Source organism: Amycolatopsis sp. NPDC104587, assembly GCF_055583645.1.
Genome location: NZ_JBVJNO010000009.1, coordinates 475,286 through 495,014 on the forward strand (window position 1 = coordinate 475,286; position 19,729 = coordinate 495,014).

General features: G+C 70.8%; 22 protein-coding genes. 16 read left to right on the forward strand and 6 right to left on the reverse strand.

What is annotated here, in order from left to right; all coding sequences use genetic code 11:
- Positions 1-408 precede the first annotated feature (408 nt).
- On the forward strand, positions 409-2,616 hold the full coding sequence (locus tag ACZ61C_RS29480; protein ID WP_465311096.1) for a SpoIIE family protein phosphatase: 2,208 nt from the start codon (positions 409-411) through the stop codon (positions 2,614-2,616).
- A gap of 571 nt (positions 2,617-3,187) precedes the next feature.
- Here ACZ61C_RS29480 and ACZ61C_RS29485 read toward each other — a convergent pair.
- Positions 3,188-4,015 carry a hypothetical protein gene (locus tag ACZ61C_RS29485; protein ID WP_465311097.1) on the reverse strand — a complete coding sequence of 276 codons (828 nt, stop codon included), beginning with the start codon at positions 4,013-4,015 and terminating at the stop codon, positions 3,188-3,190.
- Positions 4,012-4,350: a PadR family transcriptional regulator gene (locus ACZ61C_RS29490; protein ID WP_465311098.1), complete on the reverse strand. Its 339-nt coding sequence runs from the start codon at positions 4,348-4,350 to the stop codon at positions 4,012-4,014. The genes ACZ61C_RS29485 and ACZ61C_RS29490 overlap by 4 nt, the downstream gene beginning before the upstream one ends.
- A 674-nt stretch (positions 4,351-5,024) precedes the next feature.
- Between ACZ61C_RS29490 and ACZ61C_RS29495 the strand changes: the two genes are divergently transcribed.
- The 3 genes from ACZ61C_RS29495 to ACZ61C_RS29505 all read left to right on the forward strand — a co-directional run bounded on the left by ACZ61C_RS29495 (position 5,025) and on the right by ACZ61C_RS29505 (position 7,688).
- Positions 5,025-5,516: an STAS domain-containing protein gene (locus ACZ61C_RS29495; protein ID WP_465311099.1), complete on the forward strand. Its 492-nt coding sequence runs from the start codon at positions 5,025-5,027 to the stop codon at positions 5,514-5,516.
- Positions 5,517-5,557: 41 nt separating this feature from the next.
- On the forward strand, positions 5,558-6,466 hold the full coding sequence (locus tag ACZ61C_RS29500) for a PrsW family intramembrane metalloprotease (protein ID WP_465311100.1): 909 nt from the start codon (positions 5,558-5,560) through the stop codon (positions 6,464-6,466).
- 79 nt (positions 6,467-6,545) lie between these two features.
- Positions 6,546-7,688, forward strand: a complete 1,143-nt coding sequence (locus tag ACZ61C_RS29505; RefSeq protein ID WP_465311101.1) for a hypothetical protein — start codon at positions 6,546-6,548, stop codon at positions 7,686-7,688.
- Positions 7,689-8,033: 345 nt separating this feature from the next.
- Here ACZ61C_RS29505 and ACZ61C_RS29510 read toward each other — a convergent pair whose 3' ends face one another.
- The gene (locus tag ACZ61C_RS29510; protein WP_465311102.1) at positions 8,034-9,047 is read right to left on the reverse strand and encodes an AraC family transcriptional regulator; all 1,014 of its coding nucleotides are present in this window, start codon (positions 9,045-9,047) and stop codon (positions 8,034-8,036) included.
- Between the two features lie 160 nt (positions 9,048-9,207).
- Between ACZ61C_RS29510 and ACZ61C_RS29515 the strand changes: the two genes are divergently transcribed.
- Positions 9,208-9,558 carry an STAS domain-containing protein gene (locus ACZ61C_RS29515; RefSeq protein ID WP_465311103.1) on the forward strand — a complete coding sequence of 117 codons (351 nt, stop codon included), beginning with the start codon at positions 9,208-9,210 and terminating at the stop codon, positions 9,556-9,558.
- 52 nt (positions 9,559-9,610) lie between these two features.
- On the opposite strand, the gene ACZ61C_RS29520 is transcribed toward ACZ61C_RS29515, so the two are convergent.
- Positions 9,611-10,060 (reverse strand): MarR family winged helix-turn-helix transcriptional regulator, encoded by a 450-nt coding sequence (locus tag ACZ61C_RS29520; RefSeq protein ID WP_465311104.1) that lies wholly within the window; start codon positions 10,058-10,060, stop codon positions 9,611-9,613.
- A gap of 91 nt (positions 10,061-10,151) precedes the next feature.
- Between ACZ61C_RS29520 and ACZ61C_RS29525 the strand changes: the two genes are divergently transcribed.
- The 7 genes from ACZ61C_RS29525 (at position 10,152) to ACZ61C_RS29555 (ending at position 14,287) form a co-directional block, all read left to right on the forward strand.
- Positions 10,152-11,369 carry an amidohydrolase family protein gene (locus tag ACZ61C_RS29525; protein WP_465311105.1) on the forward strand — a complete coding sequence of 406 codons (1,218 nt, stop codon included), beginning with the start codon at positions 10,152-10,154 and terminating at the stop codon, positions 11,367-11,369.
- 485 nt (positions 11,370-11,854) lie between these two features.
- Positions 11,855-12,328, forward strand: a complete 474-nt coding sequence (locus tag ACZ61C_RS29530; protein WP_465311106.1) for an Asp23/Gls24 family envelope stress response protein — start codon at positions 11,855-11,857, stop codon at positions 12,326-12,328.
- Entirely contained in the window at positions 12,325-12,633 is a 309-nt protein-coding gene (locus tag ACZ61C_RS29535) for a hypothetical protein (protein WP_465311107.1), read from the forward strand. The genes ACZ61C_RS29530 and ACZ61C_RS29535 overlap by 4 nt, the downstream gene beginning before the upstream one ends.
- A complete protein-coding gene (locus ACZ61C_RS29540; protein ID WP_465311108.1) occupies positions 12,630-12,806 on the forward strand; it encodes a hypothetical protein in 177 nt (58 codons plus the stop codon). The genes ACZ61C_RS29535 and ACZ61C_RS29540 overlap by 4 nt, the downstream gene beginning before the upstream one ends.
- A 14-nt stretch (positions 12,807-12,820) precedes the next feature.
- Positions 12,821-13,186, forward strand: coding sequence for an Asp23/Gls24 family envelope stress response protein (locus ACZ61C_RS29545; RefSeq protein ID WP_465311109.1), 366 nt, complete (start codon positions 12,821-12,823; stop codon positions 13,184-13,186).
- A gap of 109 nt (positions 13,187-13,295) precedes the next feature.
- Positions 13,296-13,709 (forward strand): DUF6286 domain-containing protein, encoded by a 414-nt coding sequence (locus ACZ61C_RS29550; protein ID WP_465311110.1) that lies wholly within the window; start codon positions 13,296-13,298, stop codon positions 13,707-13,709.
- Positions 13,706-14,287 (forward strand): Asp23/Gls24 family envelope stress response protein, encoded by a 582-nt coding sequence (locus ACZ61C_RS29555; protein WP_465311111.1) that lies wholly within the window; start codon positions 13,706-13,708, stop codon positions 14,285-14,287. The genes ACZ61C_RS29550 and ACZ61C_RS29555 overlap by 4 nt, the downstream gene beginning before the upstream one ends.
- A gap of 694 nt (positions 14,288-14,981) precedes the next feature.
- Here ACZ61C_RS29555 and ACZ61C_RS29560 read toward each other — a convergent pair.
- A complete protein-coding gene (locus ACZ61C_RS29560) occupies positions 14,982-15,590 on the reverse strand; it encodes an HSP18 transcriptional regulator (protein WP_465311112.1) in 609 nt (202 codons plus the stop codon).
- 106 nt (positions 15,591-15,696) lie between these two features.
- Between ACZ61C_RS29560 and ACZ61C_RS29565 the strand changes: the two genes are divergently transcribed.
- On the forward strand, positions 15,697-16,134 hold the full coding sequence (locus tag ACZ61C_RS29565; protein ID WP_465311113.1) for an Hsp20/alpha crystallin family protein: 438 nt from the start codon (positions 15,697-15,699) through the stop codon (positions 16,132-16,134).
- Positions 16,135-16,214: 80 nt separating this feature from the next.
- Positions 16,215-16,646, forward strand: coding sequence for a DUF6292 family protein (locus tag ACZ61C_RS29570; RefSeq protein ID WP_465311114.1), 432 nt, complete (start codon positions 16,215-16,217; stop codon positions 16,644-16,646).
- Positions 16,647-16,944: 298 nt separating this feature from the next.
- On the opposite strand, the gene ACZ61C_RS29575 is transcribed toward ACZ61C_RS29570, so the two are convergent.
- Positions 16,945-17,772, reverse strand: a complete 828-nt coding sequence (locus tag ACZ61C_RS29575; protein WP_465311115.1) for a hypothetical protein — start codon at positions 17,770-17,772, stop codon at positions 16,945-16,947.
- 258 nt (positions 17,773-18,030) lie between these two features.
- Between ACZ61C_RS29575 and ACZ61C_RS29580 the strand changes: the two genes are divergently transcribed.
- Together ACZ61C_RS29580 and ACZ61C_RS29585 are read left to right on the forward strand one after the other, a co-directional pair.
- Positions 18,031-18,315, forward strand: coding sequence for a hypothetical protein (locus ACZ61C_RS29580; RefSeq protein WP_465311116.1), 285 nt, complete (start codon positions 18,031-18,033; stop codon positions 18,313-18,315).
- 308 nt (positions 18,316-18,623) lie between these two features.
- The gene (locus tag ACZ61C_RS29585; protein WP_465311117.1) at positions 18,624-19,721 is read left to right on the forward strand and encodes a 3-oxoacyl-[acyl-carrier-protein] synthase III C-terminal domain-containing protein; all 1,098 of its coding nucleotides are present in this window, start codon (positions 18,624-18,626) and stop codon (positions 19,719-19,721) included.
- Positions 19,722-19,729: the final 8 nt, after the last annotated feature.

The following is a 19,729-nucleotide window of genomic DNA, read 5'->3' on the forward strand; positions in this document are numbered from 1 at the left end:
AGCCAGAGCCCTGCGACGTACGCAACTCGGATCACCCCGGGCACGAGGATCAGTAGCGCAAGAAGGAGTCAGCCGGGAGGGAGCTCTTCAACGGCGAAAGTCCATCAGGAGCAGCACCGATCCAAAATCCAAAGAACGTCCTCACCGGCTGCTGGGCCCGATCAAGCCATCCGGAGGGGGTGAACACGTACACATCGAAACCGGTGAAAATGGCACGACGATCGTGACGACGTGGCACACCCGGCCGAACCGCACCGAAACCGCTGACAGCTGACCCACGGCGGCGCGACGCGGGTAGGGTGTCGGGGCCGGACGATCCGCGATCGTCCCGGCCGGCACTTGAGCCCCCAGGTGCGCCCGCCCCAGGCGGTGGCACCCGGCCGCCGAGCCTCCGCAGAAAGCAGACCGATGTCCCGACCCGGTGACGGAGCGCTCGGCAGTTCCGAGCCGCCGGTCCCGACCGACTCGGACCTGCGGGCGCTGTTCGGCCAGTCGCCGGCGGTCTTCGCGTCGCTGTCCGGCCCGGACCACGTGCTGGAAGCCGCCAACCCCGCCTTCTTCGACGCGGTCGCCCGCTCCGGCGCGTCGTCGCTGGGCGTTCCCCTCCGCCAGGTGCTGCCGGAGCTGGCCGGCCAGGGCTTCCTCGCGCTGTTGGACGGGGTCTACCGGACGGGAGAACCGGCCACCGGGCGGGACGCGCGGGTGGTGCTGGGGCTCGGCGCGGACGCGCGGGAAGCCTTCTTCGACTTCACCTACGAGCCCCGGCGTGACGCGTCCGGCGCCGTGACGGGTGTGCGCCTCATCGGCGTCGAAACCACGCAGGTCAACCACGCGCAGCGGCTCACCGCCGAGCACCGCGTCCTGCTCGAGCAGATCGCCCGCCAGGCGCCGCTGGAGCAGATCCTCGACGGGATGGCCCGGGCGATCGAAGAGCTCGCCCCGGACGTGCTGGTGTCGGTCCTGCTCGCCGACCCCGACGGCCGGCACTTGCGCCACGGCGCCGCTCCCAGCCTGCCGGACTTCTACAACGAGGCCATCGACGGCATCGCCACCGGCGAAGGGGTCGGCTCGTGCGGCACCGCCGCGCACCGGCGTCGGCCGGTCATCGTCACCGACATCGCGAGCGACCCGTTCTGGGACGACTTCCGCGAGCTCGCCGGCCGCGCCGGCGTCGCCGCGTGCTGGTCGACGCCGATCCTGGGCCGCGACGGTCGGTTGCTGGGCACGTTCGCGATGTACCACCGCACGCCACGCTCCCCCCAGGAGACCGACCTCGCGCTCACCCGGCTCTTCGCCGGCACGGCCGCGCTCGCGATCGAACGCCACCACGTCGAGCTGGCCCGGCAAGCCGCCGAGGCCAGGGAACGGGCGGCCCGGCAGGACCTCGCGTTCCTGCTGTCGGCGAGCACCGCGCTCTCGGCGGACCTCGACCACGTGCAGGCCCTGCAGCGGCTGGCGCAGCTGTGCGTGCCCACGCTAGCGCCGCTCTGCGTGGTCGACATCATCGAGGACGGCCGGTTGCGCCGCGTCGGCAGCGCCGGCGCGAACGCCCACGACACCGGCCTCCTGGAGGCCCATCGGCCGGCCCTGCGCAGCGACAGCGCACTGGCCCGGGTGCTCGCCTCCGGCCTGACCGAGGTCGCCCGGCAGCCGCCTCTGACGCCCGGTCCGTGGCACGAGCTGGGCGTCACCGGCTACCTGTGCGTCCCGCTCATCGAACGCGGCCAGACCTTCGGCGTCCTCACGCTGCTCAGCACCGGCGAAGCCGGGTTCGACGGGCACACCGTGTCCCTCGCCGAAGAGGTCGCCCGGCGCGCCGCGTCCGCCGCCCGCAACGCGCGCCAGTACCGCCAGCGCGTCACGCTCGCCCGCGACCTGCAGGCCGGCCTGCTGCTGCCGGACCTGCCCGCGGTCCCCGGAGCCGAGTTCGCGACCTTCTACCACCCCGCGGGCGAAGGCCTGGAGATCGGCGGCGACTTCTACGACGTCTTCCCGCTCGACGACCGGACGTGGGCGTTCATGCTCGGCGACGTCTGCGGCCGGGGCGCCACGGCCGCGACCACCACCGCGCTGGTCCGCCACACCGCCCGCGCGGTCGCGCCGCTGCTGGGCGACCCCGTCGCGATCGTCCGGGCCGTCGACCGCGCCCTGAGCAACCGCCCCGACGCCCACGGCACCGACTTCGTCACCATGGTCTACGGCCACCTGACCCCGCGCGACGACGGCCTCGCCGTCAACCTGCTCCGCGCGGGCCACAACCTGCCGGTGGTGCTCGACGCCGCCCACCGCACGCACGAGCTCGACATCCCCGGGAAGCTCCTCGGCCTGGGTGGCGAGCCGCGTCTCGAGCCGCGGCAGCTCCTCCTGCGACCGGACGAAAGCCTCGTGCTGCTCACCGACGGGTTCGTCGAAACCCGCAACCCGCAAGGCGAGCAGTTCGGCGACAACCGCCTGGTGAGCGCGATCGGGTCCGCGCCGGCCCGGCCGGGCGCCCAGGACGTCCTGGACGCCGTCACCGCGGCGGTTCGCGCTTTCGCGCAGGACGAAAGCGGAACCGACGACCAGGCGGCGCTCGTCATCACGGCCAAGCCGGACGCCGCCGACCGCGGCCGGTGAGCGCCCGCGGTCGGGCCGCCAGGATTCGGGGTACTCGCGCAGTCCGCGCCCACCGGCCACGGAGGACGAGCATGCCCGAGCCGACCCCGCCCGAGCCCCTGCCGGCGGAACTGCGCGCGCTGGCCGCCGACGCCGAAGCGCTCGCGACCCGGACCGCTGAGGTCGCTGCCCGGCTGCGGACGGCAGCGTCTCGCCCGGCCTGTCCCGAAAGCGAGCCACGACCTGAGCGACTACACCGACGAAGTCGCCCGGACCGCCGAAAACCTGGCCCGGGGGCGTCCCGCGACCCTGGCCTGTGCAACGTTCCGTGGGGCGTCTGCCCGGCGCACGGCACCACACGGTGCGCACGAGCGGAGAGCGCGCCTCGTGCACCACTCCCGGCTCCGCACGCCGTGCGGCGAGCCGGCGGTCGCGGTCGTCACCGACGAAGACGGCGCGACCGGCAAGATGTGCGCGGCCCACGCGCGCGACACCGCCGACCGGCTGCACGGTGTCCTACCTGGAGCACCGGACCTCGAGCGGCTGACGCCGGTCCGATCGGCTCGGCGTCGCACTTTCTTGACCCGGCGGCTCAGGCCGTCGACGCGAGGGCCATGACGGAAGTCTTCTTTCCTTTGGCGTTGTCAAGCGTCAGCAGGCTGATACCGACGTAAATGCCTCCTACCGCTCCCAGCGCGGCCACACACAAAAAAGCAGCGAAGCCGGCCGGATGCGGCGCCAAAGTCATCAACCGCACCACTGCGGCAGTGGTGACCGCGGCGCTGACCGTGAGCGCCACTCCGATCGCGACGTGCAGCCTGCTGTCACGCAGCGACGCTCGCACGACCTGCGCAACCCCATAAATCGGCGCGATCATCGTCAACGACGTCAGCAGCGCGCCGGGTTTTTGCTCGATCCACAACAGCACAGTCACAGCGGTCGACAAAACTTCAAAACCGACGGTCATCCTCACGCTCAGCCGCGGCAGGTAAATCACCACCAGGGCGATGACGAACAACGCGGGTGCTGTCACGCACATCGCCATGAAAGTCGAGCCTTCGGTGAAAAGGCCGATCAGGCACCATGTCGCGGCGCACAGCCCGCCGGCGAGGCCGGCCGCCTGGACGCGCACACGCAGCGTGCCGGAAAGACCTGGCCGGCTCGTCGAATGTGCTTTGGCGGCCCGGTGAACCACTGCCGCGGACAAGAACCCGAGAGCGGTCAGCAACTTGAAGAGCTTGCCCGGGCGGGCATCGATCGTGGCCGACCGCTCCTCGGCGAAGTCCCCGATCCGATCGGGCCGGCGGATCGCCGCTGCCCAACGCACGATTCTGTGGGCCAGCCACGGCGACACCTCGGTGCACTCGTTGACCAGAAGGCCCATGACGACACCCAGGAGCACATCCAGCACGCCGTTCACCACGCACCTCCCGGAAGGAACCGGCGGATCGCCGAGCCCCCGGCGGAATCCGGGCGGCGTTGGGAAAGCAGCGCGGTAGCTTCGACGCGGCCCGTTGGTGTCAGCCGGTAATAGCGACGGCGGGGGCGAACCTCGTCAACCCGCAGTTCTTCCCAGGTGCCGGTGATCCACCCCCACTGCTCCAGTCGCTCGAGGACACCGTAGACGGTCGGCCCCGAGCGGTGAATGGCTTTCATGATCGTCCAGCCGTGCAGCTCCTGGTTCTGCTGGAAGCTCGCGACAAGCAGTTCCAGCACATCCAGGAGCGGTTCGGTAATCCGCCTGTTCACCGCCACGACGCTTATCTTACCTAGGTAATGTTAGGCCGATCCGGTACACCGCAGCCGCCGACCCCTCGCGCACAGTCACCCTCCGAGAGATCCTCGACGCGGCTCCTGAGACACCCGCGCAATCGAAGTCCGGACTGTCTGCGGCCCGGAATCACGCCTGGCGCCGGCAACCGTGGTTGCGCCGGCTTGCGATCACCGTCTTGTGGTGGCCAGTGCGGAACCAGCGGAACACGGAGCCCCGGTCATCGCGTGCACGCCTGTCCGGCGAGCAACCCAGGGACGATCGCCGAGACCGGACACCCAGCCGAGCCACACCTCGCGGCAGCTGGCCGACCGGCGCTACGGGATAGGTTGACTGCCTGATCGGCAACCCGTTTTGCCAGCTTCGTCCGGCACCGTTCGTCGTGGTCGCATCCACTCCTCGGCATGTGCGCGCGTCGCCGATCACCGTGTTCGCGCCATTAACGCCGATCGGGAAGGCGGCGTGGATGGCGTCGCCGAGCAGCGATGTTGCCGCGCTCCAAGACGTTCCGTACTCTGGCCGAAGAGTCTTGACAGACATAGTCCATTCAGGTCGACCTCGGCGATCGATCAAACCAGGTGGCCGCCCCGTACCTCCGTCGGCCGGCGGCCGCTCAGGATCACGAAGAACTCGGACGGCTGCCCCGGCGTATCCGGCCGTGTTCGCCGGTACCGCGGGAAGCTTCACGGTCACCTCGACTTTGCGCAACGACCACCACACCGTCGTCATGCTCGACGGGTCGATCGACGCGCGGACGCTCCGCCTGTTGTCCGCGCACGTCGCCGGGCTACTCCACGCCGGCACGCGGCACCTGGTGGTCGATCTGTCCCGGGTCGCGCAGGTGGACGACAGTCTCTTCGCGCTGATGCACCGGGTCGAGGACAGGTTGGCGGCCCTGGGCGGCCTGTTGGAGCTGACCGGGCTCGCCCCGCCCGTGCTGTATGCAATGGATGACGCCCTGCTGGGCGAGGTCTTCTCCCGGTACCGAGCCGTCCTCCACGACCCGGACCCGCGTGCCGCGTCGTGGTCGGTGTCGCTTTGCCCGCAAGGGCTTGAGGACGTCGCCGAGCCGGGATCCGCCGATCGGTACCGGACCTTCATCGACACGGCCGCCCACGGCCGCGGAGAGCGATGGGGGAAGCGCCGGTGAGGGCGGTCATCGAACGACCGAAACGACGGACGTGGCTGCGGATGTTCGGAGGCGGCCTGGTCTTGTGGATCCTGTCCGCGGTCGTCACCTACCTAACCGGGAACCCCAACCTCATCCCCACCCTGGTGCTGCTCGGCAGTTTCCTGGTGCCGGTGACTTTCGTGGTGTGGGCTTTCGAGCGCCAGGACTCCGGCGAGATCACTGCCGAGCTCGTGTTCCGCACGTTCATCGTCGGCGGGGTGCTCGGCGTGCTCGGCGCGTCGGTACTGGAGACGTACCTGCTGCACCCGTCGCCGTGGCTGTACGCCGGCGTCGGGCTCATCGAGGAAGCGGTCAAGCTGGCCGCGCTCGCCCTGCTGACCCGGCGCCTGGCCGTGAAGTCCGTGCGCGACGGAGTGATCCTGGGTGCCGCGGTCGGGTTCGGTTTCGCCGCCTTCGAGTCGGCCGGGTACGCGCTGACCGCGCTGATCACCCCTCAGGGACTGTCTCTGACGGACTTGGTGACCACCGAGCTGCTGCGCGGGCTCCTCGCCCCGGTCGGCCACGGGCTGTGGACCGCCGTGCTCGGCGGGCTCCTGTTCGCGTGGAGCACCCGCGACCACTTCGTCCTGACCGCCCGGCTCGCCCTCGCCTACCTGGGCGTTTCACTCCTGCACGCGCTGTGGGACTCGATGTCCTCGATTTCCGTCTACCTCACGCTGGTGCTGACCGGTCAGCCGTGGCAGTACGAATTGCTGGTGCGCGGCCTGCCACCCGCACCGACCGGTGCCCAGGTGGGGCTGTACACGACGCTGACCTGGGTGGGCCAGGGTGTGATCGCGGCGATCGGCGTGGTGTGGCTGCTGGTGCTGGTCGCTCGGGCTCGCCGGGAGCGGCGGGACCGGCGGGACGCGCCACCGGCACGGGCCTACCGCGTGGCGACGTCTCGGCATCCGGCTCTTCCGCTCTGACCTCGACGGGGCCGGGCCAGGTGGTTTGGCCGGCGTCCTCCGGGGAAACCGACGAGATTCGACGAGCGGGGTGAGCCAGATGAACGCACCACGCCAGCTGGCCGTCGGGGTGCTGGCCGACGAGGGCCTGCCGGAGCAGGTGATCACGACGATCGCCGACGACCTACCCGGAATCTTCGCCACCCGGGTCAGCGGAGAGACGCAGTGGCGGGTGGAGCACGAGGTGGACCAGCTGCCGCTGAACGAAGACGGTGACATCCCGATGCGCATGCTGTCGGAGCGCCACCGGCAGGACCAGGGCTGGGACGTGCTGGTCCTGGTCACCGATCTGCCCCGGCGGGCGGGGACGAAGCCCGTCGTCGCGGGCGTCGACGTCGAGCACGGGGTCGCGATGATTTCGCTGCCCGCCCTCGGCGCCGTCCTGGTGCGGCGCCGAGTCCGGGCGTTGCTGGTCCGCGTGGTGCGGCAACTGGTGTCGGGGCGGCTCGGGATCGACGGAGACCAGCGCGGGCAAGGGATGCTGGCACGGTTGCGTGAGGCGCTGGCCCCGACGCAGCGGATGTCCGACGGACACCCATCGGCCGCGACCCATCTGGCTCTGGTCGGGCTGCGCGGCCGGCTGCGGCTGCTGGCAGGGATGGTGCGCGACAACCGTCCGTGGCAGCTCGTCCCGCACCTGGCGGGCGCCACCGCCGCTGCGGCCGGCACCGCCGCCTACGGCGTCATCACCAGTTCGTTCTGGAAGCTCGCCGACGCGCTGTCCCCGCTGCGGCTGGCGGGGATCACGGTGGTCACCGTCGTGATCATGGCGGGGTGGCTGATGGTGTACAACCACCTGTGGGACCGGCCTTCCCAGGCCGTCGAGCGACGCAAAGCCGTGCTGTACAACGTGTCCACGGCGGCCACGCTGGCGATCGGGGTGGTGTGCATGTACGCGATCCTGTACGTGGTCGCGTTGCTCGCGGCGGCCGTCGTGATCGACAGCGGCTATTTCGCGCAGGCCCTCGGGCACCCGGTCGGTGTGGGTTCGTACCTGAACCTGGTGTGGTTGTGCAGTTCAGTCGGGATCGTCGCCGGCGCGCTCGGGTCGAGCCTGGAGGACGAGGAGACTGTCCGCAAGGCGACCTACAGCCGCCGCGAGCGGGAACGCCAAGAGCACAACCGGCGCGGGCGGGAAGAGCGGACGCCCCCGGGCGGAGAACGTCACACGCAGACCTCGTGAAGCGACGAGTGACGGCCGGCCCGCACGGCACACTCGACCGGCCGGCGGTGGCAGCCGGGCGCCGGCGAGGCGGGCCGCGACCGTCGGGCTGGCCACCGGCTGGGAGCCACCCGTCTCCGCGGCATGGCCCCTGACGGTCATCTCGTCCAGGGCGGCGACCCACGTTCAGCAGCAGATTGCGAGACAGGTCCCGGCTCGAGGTCGGCTTGCGCCGGCGCAACCGGGACAAAGCCGGGCCGATCTTGTCCAGCAAGATCGACGGCGAAGGCCCCGCCGGCGGGCTGGGAGTCTCGGTCACCCAGCCGCCCTGCCCTCGCCTGGTGGTCGCTCGGCTTGCCCCGGCAGTCAGCCGTTGGTCCCGTTCCCTGGGTGGCGGCCGTGCAAGGTCTCCGAGGGCAGAAGGCCGAACTTGCCGCGGTAGGCGGCCGAGAACCGGCCGGCGTGCAGGAAGCCCCAGCGAGCGGCGACCGCGGCGATGGTCGTACCGCCAGGATCGGCCACCGCGAGCTCGTCGTGTACCCGGGTCAGGCGCACATCCCGCAGGTAGGCCATCGGCGGCAGGCCGAACCAGCGCTGGAACCCCTCCTGCAGCGCGCGGACGCTGACCGAGCCTTCACGGGCCAAGGTGCCCGAAGTCCACGGCAGACCCGGGTCGTCTTCGATCAGCTCGACAACCCGGCGCAGTGCCTTGGGCGGGGCCGGCGCCGCCGGGGCACGCAGGGTGTCGCTGTAGCTGTTCGGCTGGGCCAGTAGCAGACCGGCGATCACCAGGCTCTGCAAGTGCGCGGCCGCCGTGGGGTGGTGCGTGATCCCGCCCGGCCGGCCCGCCTCACGCTCCAGCAGAGCCAGCACCTCGAGCCATGACTGCGCCGCCGGGGTGTCCAAGTCCATCGCGGTGGTGAAGCGCAACCGCTCGCCGAGGGGCCGCCCGATCTGGCGCTGCAACTCCAGTTCCAGCTCGTGCCGGTCGATCATGAGGCAGAGCTGGGCGCACGCGGCTCCCCACCGCAGGTCGGCCGGATAACCCGGCACGAACACGGCGGCCCGTCCAGGTCCGGCGAACACCGGTTCCCCCGAGCCGCAGCGCTGCTCGGAACGTCCGATGACCGGGACGTTGACGTGGTAGTTGCCGGCGTCGACCGTGCCGAGCCGAACCGCGCTCTCGTAGCGCAGGTAGCCCGCGGTCACCGCGCCGACGCGGACCGCGTTGAGTCGCATGTCGAAATCGTTCTCACGGTCCAGCAGCTCGATCCGATGAGGCAGGTACGTCCGGGTCACCGCTTCGTGCGCTTCGTCGACGTCCACCGCGCGAGCGACCGGATGCCCGGGCAGCAGCTCCGTTTGAGGCAAGCCCGTCATGAGCCGAACAGTAATTGTCTCCTCACGCTCGCGCCGACGCGGGCAACGGACAGGGTGCCGCGCGAATCGGCTGTGCCGCAGCGGCGCCGGGCACTTCACTGGAGTGGCTGGGTGAGCTACCGCGGGGAGAGCCGTGCAGGTGATTGACCAGGGACCGTCGATGACGCAGTCCGTGCAGGTCGAGCCGTTGGATGACGTGCGACCGGGAGCCCGCCTGCTGCGTCCCCGCAGTCCGTTCCACGCGCGGACGGGGATCGAGCTGATGGCCGTCATCGACGGACAGCGAGCACATGGCCTCGAACTGCTGATCCTCGACTTGACCGAACCGGTCACCTTCGGCGCGGTGGCCCTCCAGATCGTCGTGCAGATCGCGACGGAACTCCGTCGCGTCGACGTCGGGCTGCGGCTGCTCGGCTCGGAACAGGCCGTCGGCTCGGTCTTGACCGCGGCCGGCGTGCGGTCCCTGTTCACCCTGCACGGCACGGTCGGCGAAGCACTCGGATTCCGGTGACCGCTCGGTCGTCACCGCGGCCATGCGGCGTCGCGATCGGCTTCGCCTGCCGCTACTCGCCGTCCAAGCCTCGACGGCGCGACCAGACGCCGGCGTCCGTGACATAACGGACGAGCAGTCGCGCGAACTGCGTGCGCTCCTCCGGCGACCAGGCGGCCGTGATGTCCTCGAACGCCGTGCGCTGGCCGGCGGCGAACCGGGTTCGCTCGGCCTCACCGCGATCGGTGAGCTCCAGCACGGTCCGGCGGCCGTCGGCCTGGGACGCCGCCCGCCGCAGCAGGCCGTCGGTGATGCAGGCCGCGACCGTCCGGCTGGCCACCGGCTGCGCGACGCCCATCTCCGCGGCCAGCCCCCCGACGGTCATCTCCCCCGGCGCGTCGGCGACCACGTTCAGCACCAGATTGCGTGACAGGTCCCGCCCCGAAGCCGGCGTGCGCCGGCGCAACCGAGACAGGGCCGGGCCGATCTGGTCCAGCAGGGCATCTTCGGCGGAGTCGCTCACCGCACAGATCGTAGTACTCCATGTATTTGCATGCCAGAACGAAAGTGCATAGCATTAGGTATGCAACTGTGAGCGAGAAAGCGAGACAGCCATGGCCACCACCGCCATCACCGGCGCCCGGATCTTCGACGGCGAGAAGACGCTGGGGGTGCAGACCGTCGTCCTCGACAACCGGAAGATCCGGCAGGTCGGCGGCGAGGTGCCCGAGGGCGCCGAAGTCGTCGACGGCCGGGGCGCGACGCTGCTGCCCGGGCTGATCGACGCGCACGTCCACTCCGCCCCCGGCTCCCAGGCACTCGCCCTGCGGTTCGGCGTCACCACCGAACTCGAGATGCAGGGCATGAACACCCGCGAGAACCGCGCGCACATCACCGAGGACGACACGGTCGCCGACATCCGGTCCTCCGGCTTCGCCATCACGCCGCCCGGCGGGCACCCCAGTGAGCTCATGCCCGAAGGGTTCCGGCCGGCCGGAACCCTGCCGCCGGTCATGCCGCTGATGCCGTTCTCCACCACCCCGGAAGAAGCCGCCGCGTACGTCCCGCAGCTCCTCGCGCGGGGCTCGGACTACATCAAGTTCATGATCGACGACGGCAGCGTCGAAGGACACCCAGGCCTGCCGATGCTCGACCAGGCCACGCTCGACGCGGGCGTCGCCGAGGCCAAGAAGCACGGCGCCCTCACCGTCGCCCACACCCTGACCCTCGACGCCACCCGGATGGCCGCCGAAGCCGGCATCGACGGCGTCGTCCACGTCTTCATGGACCGGCCGCACACCGCGGAGATCGTCGACCTGATCGCCGACGCGGACATGTTCGTCGTGCCGTGCGTCTGCCTCGACGCGTCGATGATGGGCATCACCGGCAGCGACCTCGCCGACGACCCCCGGGTCGCCCGCCGCCTCGACGTCAAGTGGGAAGAAACCCTGCGCTCCAGCTACAACCGCTATCCGCAGGGCAAGCTCGAAGACGTCCTGGAAACCGTCCGGGCACTGGCCGACGCGGGAGTGGACATCCTGGCCGGCACCGACGCCTCCATGGCGGAAACCTTCTTCGGCGGCCTGGCCCACGGAGCCAGCCTGCACCACGAACTGCAGTACCTCGTGGCCGCCGGACTGACTCCGGCTCAGGCGCTGCGCGCCGCGACGGCGACCACCGCCCGCCGCTTCGGACTCGGCGACCGCGGCCGGATCGCCGAAGGACTCCGCGCCGACCTCCTGCTGGTCGACGGCGACCCCACGACGACCATCGGCGACACGCTCGACACACGCGCGATCTGGCGGCGGGGCACCCGCTTCGAGGAAGCGTGACACCGCGCCCGCGGCGATCTCGCCGGGCCGGACCGAGACCGGAGCTCGACCTGCTCTTCGGCGGGTCGGGCACATTCGCGGGCGGCCGCACGCTGCCGAGCGGAGCGTGTGGGTGACCGGTGGCGAGGCCCCCGGGGTCCGGCAGGCGCGGTGGCCGGGCAGGACCTGCGACCGGCGGGGCGGCGGGGACGTCCACCACCCGGCGCGGCAGGCCGGTGCCGGTGTTCTGACGCGGTGGCGGGTTTGCGCCCGGCGGCCCTGTCGGAGGATCCGTGGGCGGCCCATGCCTCGGCCCGCTCGACGAGCGGTGGTGAGCGCAACGCCGCTACAGCCGCTCCGATGGGGCGGGTGATGCGGAAATCCGGGTGAGCCCCTTCACACGATCGGGTCGTGACGATCTTCTCGACGTGGTGTCTGTCGTGTGTGGAGGAAGGATCGAGGTGCTTCCTCTTTGACCGCAAGACATCCACGCGAAGGAGCTACCGATGACGAACGCCGCCACCCAGGTTCCCGCCCAGCAGAACACGGCCGACGCCGACAAGAAGAACTCGACCCGCGGCGCCCTCGTGACCACCCAGGGCTCGACGACGATCTCCGACGTCGTGGTCCAGAAGATCGCCGGCCTGGCCACCCGGGAAATCTCCGGTGTGCACGCCCTCGGCGGCGGCGCCGCCCGCGCGTTCTCGGCGATCCGCGAGCGGATCCCGGGCGCGACCGCGTCGGCGGGTCAGGGCGTCTCGGTCGAGGTCGGGGAAAAGCAGGCCGCGGTCGACCTGCAGATCGTCGTCGAGTACGGCGTCTCGATCGCGGACCTGTCCCGCTCGGTGCGCCGCAACGTGATCACCGCGGTCGAACGCATGACGGGCCTCGAGGTGGTCGAGGTCAACATCCACGTCGGCGACCTGCACCTGCCCTCCGACGACGAGGGCGAGAGCACCGACAACGGCCGGGTGCAGTGACCGCCGAGCCGGATGCCGCCCGGATCGCCGCCGCCGTGCGGGAGGTGCCCGGGGTGACCGGCCTGCACGGCGGCCGGTTCGGCGAAATCGCCACCCTCGACCCACCACGGCGGATCGTCGGCGTCCGGGTGCGCGACCAGGACGTCACCGTCGCCGTCACCGCGCAGTACCCGCTCGTGGTCAGCGCACTCGCCACGGCCGTGCGCGCGGCGGCGGCAGTGTCCGAGCGTCCGGTGCACGTCGTGCTCGCGGACCTCACCACAGCACCCGTTGCCGAGGAAGAACCGAAGGAGAGTGACTCGTGAACTCAACCCAGCTCGGCCTGCTCACCGGCCTCGCCCTGGGCCTGGCCGTCGCGTTCGGCGGGTTCGGCGCGTTCGCCGCCGTCGCGGTGCTCGGCGCGATCGGCCTGCTGGCCGGCCGCTACCTCGACGGCAAGCTCGACCTGTCGCAGCTCACCGGGCGCGATCGGGGCTGATCCGCGTGACGACCATGACGACCGCATCCGAGCGCGGAACGCTCACCGTCGCCGATCAGGTGGTGCAGCGGCTCGCCTCCCACGCGGTCAGCGAAGTGGATGACGTCGGCGGAGCCGCCGGCCGTCTCCTCGGTGTCACCATCGGCAGCGAAAGCGCGGAGCGCTCGGCCAAGGTGACTGCCGACGTCGTGGGCGACGCGGTCACCCTCGACGTCCGGCTCTCGATCGCGTACCCGGCCTCCGTCACGCGCACCACACAACGGGTCCGCGACCACCTCGTCCACCGCGTCGAGGAACTGACCGGTCTCAGCGTCACCCGCGTCGACCTCACCGTCACCGCCCTGCACACCGACGTCTCACCCGGCCGGAGGGTCGAATGAAGCGGCGCCCCCGCCGGAGCATCCCGGCCCTCCTCACCGCCCTGGTTCTCCTGGCGGCGTGCGTGGTGGTCACCGTGGTCGCCGTCCAGATGATCCTGGGCGAGCGCCCGTGGCTCAGCTACAGCGCGGTGGTCGGCACGCTGCACGACCTGCGCTGGACCGACGTTCTCCCCGCCGTCGCCGGCGGGGTGGTCGCTCTCCTCGGGCTGGCGTTGCTGCTCGCCGCGGTCATTCCCGGCGCGGTCACCGTGCTCCCCTTGGACGGCCTCTTCGACTCCGGGACCACCCGAGGCGGTACCGCTCGACGCTGCGCCGCACGGCGGCGGACGTCGACGGCGTCTCCCGGGCCCGGGTCAAGCTCGGCGACCGGCGGGTCAAGATCCGGGTCGACACCACACGGAGCCGGCCCGAGGGGCTGGCCGAGGCCGTCCGCACGGCGGTCGACCACCGGATCGACCAGATCGGGCCGGCGCGCCGGCCCGTGGTCGCCGTGCGCGTCCGCGCACCGAGGAGGAGCGCATGACCGGCCTCAACCGCCCCGCACAGCTCAACCGGGTCGTCCTGTGCCTCCTCGGGCTCATCCTGCTGGCCGCAGGGGGGTTCGCCGTGGCCACCCACTTCGGCCGGCTGCGGATCGTCGATCCGTCCGGCGCGCTCGTCCCGCGCACCGACGTCCCGCCGACCTGGGTGCTGTACGTCGCGGCCGGAATCGCCGTGGTCGTCGGCTTGCTGATGCTGCGCTGGATACTCGCCCAGATGTCTCCGCGCCCGCGAACGCCGACCTGGCGCTTCGACACCGAAGAGGCGCACGGCCGGACCGAACTCGCCACCGACGTCGCGGTGGCACCGTTCGTCGCCGAACTCCGCACCTACCCGGGAGTGCACCACGCCCGCGCCACCCTGATCGGCACGCGGAAAGAACCGGCCCTCGCCCTGGTTGTTTCGGTCGCCCAGGACGGCGACCCGACCGCGATCCGAAAACGACTCGCCCTCGACGGACTGCCTCGGCTGCAGCAAGCTCTGGACCTCGAAGCGGTGCCCGTGCTCCTTGAGTTCCGGTTCACCGCCAACGCGGCACCACGGTTGACCAACCACTCGTAACACGAACCTCCGCCGCCGGTTTCCTCACCCAGAAGCGGAAGCCGTTGTTGACGCAAGGGGGAAGCGGCCGCTGCCGGAGTCATCGGGCGGGGTCAGCTGGTCCGAGTGGCCCCGGTCAACGCGAGCCGGTCGGTGACACGGGCGACGGGTTCCGGCGCCACCAGCATCAAGGTCGTCCCGGCGATGCGAAGTCGTCCCGATGGCGAGCGCGACAACGGCTGGGGCCCGATCCAGGCCGCGGCCGTGGCACGCCGAAAGATCAGCGAGCCTCGATGACCGCCTTGAACTCCGCGGCAGCCCGCTCGCCCTTCTCCTGCGGGTCCGCCGGCAAGGACGCGACCGCCTCTCCCAGCTTGCTCGCCGGCGGCGTTCTTCACGCCCGGGTCCGCCGGACGTGGTGTCCACCCGCGCCCACGCCCCGGTGGCGTCCGGCAACGAGGCGAGCACCGACGCGCTGATTCTCCGCACTCTCGCGGAGAAAACCGACGGCGGGCTCCGCGTCATCGTGGACGACCCCACTGATCGGCTGTCACCGCTCAGCCGGGCAGGTCGAGCGCTTGCGGAATGAAGTGCATTCGACCGGCCGACACGTCCTCGTGCCGTGGAAGACGCCGGCGGAACGGGGCCGAGGCTTCTGCGAGAGGGACTGGCCTCGCGGAACAGCGCCGGCCCGACGGATCAGGCGATTGGCCCGTCACTTCCCGCCTTCGCGGCGGCGATCGGCCGCATCGCGCCGCACCCGGTCGGCGTGCTCACCGATCGCGCCGACCCGTTCGGCCAGCCCGGCGTGGTCACGCTCGAGGTGCGCCCGGATCTCGGCCAGCGGAGGCAGCAAACCGGCCACGTCGTCCTCACCCAGCGCGGCACCGAGCCGGTCGGCGTTCACCTTCCCGGCGTCGCCAAGATCACCCACCAAGCTGACTTGAGCAGCGAGCTGTCGCAGTACCGCCGAGTTCCGCCGCGCCCACTGCGCGACCGCGCGTTCGCCGGCGCGACGACCACGTTCGGCATCCACCCGCGCTTCACCGGTCATCTCACCGGTCGCCGTGGGCCGCAGCCGGAGAAACCGGCGCTCGGCCGCCTGCCGGCTCGCCACCCCCAGCGCCGGGGCGAGCGCTGCCCAGCTCGCACCGCCGGCCCGCGCCGCCGCGATCAGCTCAGGCTCCCAAGAACCGAGCTGCTCCCGCACCACGCGTAAGCGGGTCAGCGCGTCGAGCGCTTCTTCGGGCGTGACGCCGTCGCGGGCAGCGCGCACAACAGCGCCGATCCCGCGCACTTCGTCACTCAAGAACTCACTGCTCATCTGTCATCCTATCGACGACGTTGTTCTTGTCATCCAGTAGACGACATGTTAGAACAGAGGTGCGTGTTGACACCAGACGTCGACGACATTCCGGAGGTGGAACCAGATGTTGATGCGCACCGACCCGTTCCGCGAACTGGACCGGATGACCCAGCAGTTCTTCGGCACCACAGCCCCAGGCACCTGGTCCAAGCCGGCCACCATGCCACTGGACGCCTACCGCTCCGGTGACGAGTTCGTGGTCAGCTTCGACCTGCCCGGCGTCGACCCGAACGCGATCGAGCTCGACATCGAACGCAACGTCCTCACCGTCAAGGCCGAACGCCGCCCCCTGCCCGGCGACGTGCAGATGCAGGTCTCCGAACGTCCGCTCGGCGTGTTCTCCCGCCAGCTGTTCCTCGGCGACACCCTCGACACCGACCACATCACCGCCGACTACGAGGCCGGAGTGCTGACGCTACGCATCCCGATCGCCGAAAAGGCCAAGCCCCGGCGTATCGAGATCACCGGCACCACGACCGACCGCAAAGAAATCCGGGCCTGACCAGGCCGTGACCCGCAGCCGGGCCGACACACGACGTCGGCCCGGCTGCCGGGCGTCCGAGCACGAAAGACGCGGCAACGATGACCACTCCCCTGCACATCCTCAACGGCCACCACCCGGCCCTGGCCGCCCTGCACGACTACCTGCTCGAGGTCACCCGGGCACTCGGCATCGGCCTCGAGTCCTGCACCGTCGACCACGACACCCCCGTGTCCGCCTACATCGCCCTCGATGAACGCCTGCCCGGCTACCCCGACCGCGACCTCGCCTTGCTGTGGGACGAAGTCCACGGCTGGTCCGCCGCCGTCGAAACCCACTCCGGCGAAGACCTCATCGTCCTGCGCTACCTCGCCGGGTCCACCATCACGCCGCCGCCGGCCCGGATCACTCGATTCCTCAAGGCCCTGCGCGAAGACGACCATCGCATCGGCCGGCTCGACCCACCCGCCATCCGCGCCGCCGGCACCCTCACCGACCTGCATGCTGCTCTCCACCAGCGGAGAGCAGCATGACCCCGCAGGACTTCCCGCTCCCGACCAGCTTCGCGCCCGCCCTGCGCGGCTACGACCGCGTACCTCGAGAACGGGCTCGACCCGCTCGGGCCGGGCGAGATCTCCTAACCGATCGACTGCGCGCGGCTGAACCATGGCTCCGGGCCGCCATCACTGGTTCGGTCGGCTTGCCGCAGTACACCGCGGTGACCTCGTACGCCAGCACAGTGCGTCGGGACCGACCCGTCGGCCGAACAGACCGGGTCCGCCAGCCACCTGCGGCTCGAACTCGACCTCGAGCACCGGCTTGGCCCGACTGTCAGGCCGCCACCGTCGTCACGGCGGTGGCCGAGTTGCCGGACAGGCACGTCCCGGTCGAGGTCGCCGGCGCGGTGACGACCGGGGCGTTGACGACGTAGTCCTGGCCCGTCTGAAGGTTGTGGCAGGCGAGCCGAGCCTGGTAGCGGCCGCTGTCGCACTGGGCACTGCCCCGGCCGTAGTAGAGCGTGCTGCCCTGCACGATCCACGCGCTCCACGTCATGCACCCGGCCAGGCCGGCGGCGGCCGGATCGGCGACGGCCTGCACGATCTGCGCGGTGTTGCCGGTGTTGCAGGTGACGGAGACCGCGGCCGGCGCGGTCACCACCTGGGTGCCGTAGAGGATGTAGTAGTCCCCGGTCTGCTCGTTCTTGCACAACGCCTTGACCCGGTACCGGCCGGTATCGCACTGCGCCTGGCCGCGGCCGTAGAACAAGTTGTTGCCGCCCTGGTTGACCCACTCGACCCAGGAAACGCAGCCGGGCACCCCGGCGTCGAGCGGGTCGGTCACGGCGTAGACGGCCAGCGCCGAGTTCCCCGTGTTGCACAGCACGGAGGCGGTCGCCGGGGCGTTGACGACCTGGGTCCCGTAGTTCACGTACCCGGCACCGGTCTGGTTGTTGAGGCAGACCGCTTTCGCCCGGTAGCGCCCGGAGGTGCACTGCACGTTGCCGAGGCCGTTGAAGTAATTGTTGCCCTGCTGCACCCACTGGATGGACGTCGTGCACCCGGCGGGCGCCACCTGCGCCGCCGCTGACGCGGGCGCCGCCAGGACACCAAGACCGAGCACGGCCACCACCACGCCCAGGAACCAACGCTTCGCCACCACTTGCGCCTCCAGGACGGGATTCAACTGCCGCGGCGGACCGTAACACCGGAGAGCGGCGGATTCACGGCTGCGCAAGGGGATTGAGCACGAACACGGAACTGGTGAGGCGTGAGACTGTCGGGTGCCCGCCCTCGCGCGATCACACCGGCCGACGCACGAAGAACTCGGTGGCTGCCTCTCCACGCGACTTCACCCCACGGCGAGGGCTTTGAAGCGTTCGGACTTGCGCCGAGACTTACTTGGGCGACTCTTCCGGCCATGATTCACCGCGCCGCCATCCTCTCCGGCAACGCCATGCAACCGTTCCACCCCCACGCCGGGGACATGATCTACATCCCGCCGACACTGCCGTATGCGGTGGTCAACCTCAGCAACAACGCCTCCGTCCTCGCCCTGGTCTTCCGCACTGACCCCGGCTTCGACACCGACGTGCACCGGATGCCCGAGCTCGACCGCGCAGTACGCGACCAGATCCCCGATCTGCGCCGCGCCCACCACAAGGCGCTGCTCACCCGGCGCAGCGGCCGCGCCCGCCGCACCTGACCCCTACCTCTCGCTCCGTCCAGCACCACGCCACCCCGCCGAGCAGATCCGTTCGGCGCCTCCCCGTCACCTGGCGTGCCACACCAACCGGCTCGATCAGGAAGACGTCATGCAAACCTGGATTACCGACACCGCTCGCGATCTACTCGACGACCCGCCACCCGGCGGATCGTCACGCTCGACGAGATCGCCGCGTGCGCGGGCATCACGACCCGTCAGCTGCGGGCCTTCTACAGCTCGGTCGAGGCCATCGTCGCCGCCAGCGCCGACCTCCCAATACATCCGCCCCAGGTTGGGCGGTGCTGACGATGCGCTGGAAGAACCTTCACCTGCGCGGTGTCGGCGCCGCGCTCGGCGACCTCGTCGCCGTCGACAACCTCGAGACCGGGCGCACACTGGACGGAGCGACCAGCCAGCGCGCCGTGTCGATCGCCTCGCTCAGCACCGGCATGGATCTGGCTGTCCGTGCCGGACGCAACGCCCTTGCCAGCATGGCGATCGCCACCACCGGCCCACTCCCGGTGCCCGACCTGCACTTCCACGCTGCGATCTGGCGGGGCAGCCGCGGCATCGACTTCTGGTCCCGCGCCGCCTACGTCCGCTCCCGCCTCGGCCTGCCCGCCGGCCGCGGCATCGCCTCCGAGCTCAACGCCATGAGCAACAGCCTCGTCGGCGGCATCGACATCTCCGCCCACGTCTTGGCCGGCAGCCCCGACCTGGACACCGTTCTGCTCACCGGCGGTGAAACCTTCGGCCCACCCGCCTTCGACCACCTCACCGCCGACCACGGCATCGCCTACGGCGACGGCGGCTCCGCCCTCATCCTCGGCCGACATCCCGGCCTCGCCCACGTCCTCGCCACCAGCTCCTACACCGACCCCACCCTCGAACAACTCCACCGCGGCAACCACCGCTTCGCCCCCGCCGGCACCACCGAACTCGGCATCGAACGCATCCGCGAGCGGAAACGCCAGTACACCGACGCCGTCGGCCGGGCCTCGGTCACCCGCCGCAATCACGACGGGGTCCGCGCCGTCATGGACGAAGCGCTGGGCGACGCTGGTCTCGACCTCGACCAGCTGCGCTGGATCCTGCTGCCGCACTACGGCCGGCACCTGCTCGACACCCACTGCCTGCAACCGCTCGGCATCACCGCCGAGCGCACCCTCTGCCACGCCGGCGACCAATGGGGCCACATCGGCCCCAACGACCAGATCGTCGGCCTGACCCACCTGATCACGCGCGGCGCGGTGGTCCCTGGCGACCACGTCGCGTTGCTCGGCATCGGTATCGGCATGACCTGGACAGCCGCGATCCTCCGCATCGACACGACGCCGCCCGGACTGAGTGCCCTCGCCCCGCCCTTGCGCTGGCCCTGGCGCGCGCCGGCCGACGCGAAGCGTTGACCAGCACC